Source organism: Desulfofundulus thermobenzoicus (genome assembly GCF_009428905.1).
GTDB classification, from domain to species: domain Bacteria; phylum Bacillota; class Desulfotomaculia; order Desulfotomaculales; family Desulfovirgulaceae; genus Desulfofundulus_A; species Desulfofundulus_A thermobenzoicus.
Genome location: NZ_WHYR01000224.1, coordinates 1 through 425 on the forward strand (window position 1 = coordinate 1; position 425 = coordinate 425).

General features: G+C 44.7%; 1 protein-coding gene. It reads right to left on the minus strand.

The genetic code is table 11. The features are described 5' to 3' along the window. Positions 1 to 425, minus strand: a 425-nt coding sequence (locus tag GFC01_RS18345) for a PstC family ABC transporter permease (RefSeq protein WP_152948521.1), incomplete at both ends; no start/stop codon positions are given.

The window sequence follows — 425 nt, forward strand, 5'->3', positions numbered from 1 at the left end:
GACCAAAGTGTATTGTTTTCAACACTTCCATACGTTGTGTGACCCATGTTTAACGTAATAATGGTTGTTAATGTACCAGCTGTATCCATAATGCTCTCTGGTAAATTACGCGTGTTTCCAATGACCATCTGAACGGCAAGGGCTTCTCCAAATGCTCTTGCCATCCCAAGAACGACTGCTGTCATTAATGTTGGAAGAGCTGCCGGTACAAGTACACGTCTAATCGTTTGCCATCTTGTAGCGCCAAGTGCATACGATCCCTCACGTAAGCTTTTTGGAAGGGAAGCCATAGCATCAGTTGCAATGGATGTAACGGTTGGCAGAATCATAATAGACAGGACAATCGTTCCTGCTAACACGCTATGCCCTGAGCCGCTTGACTTGAAATGTCCGATAAACGGCACCAATACTGTAAGACCTATGAA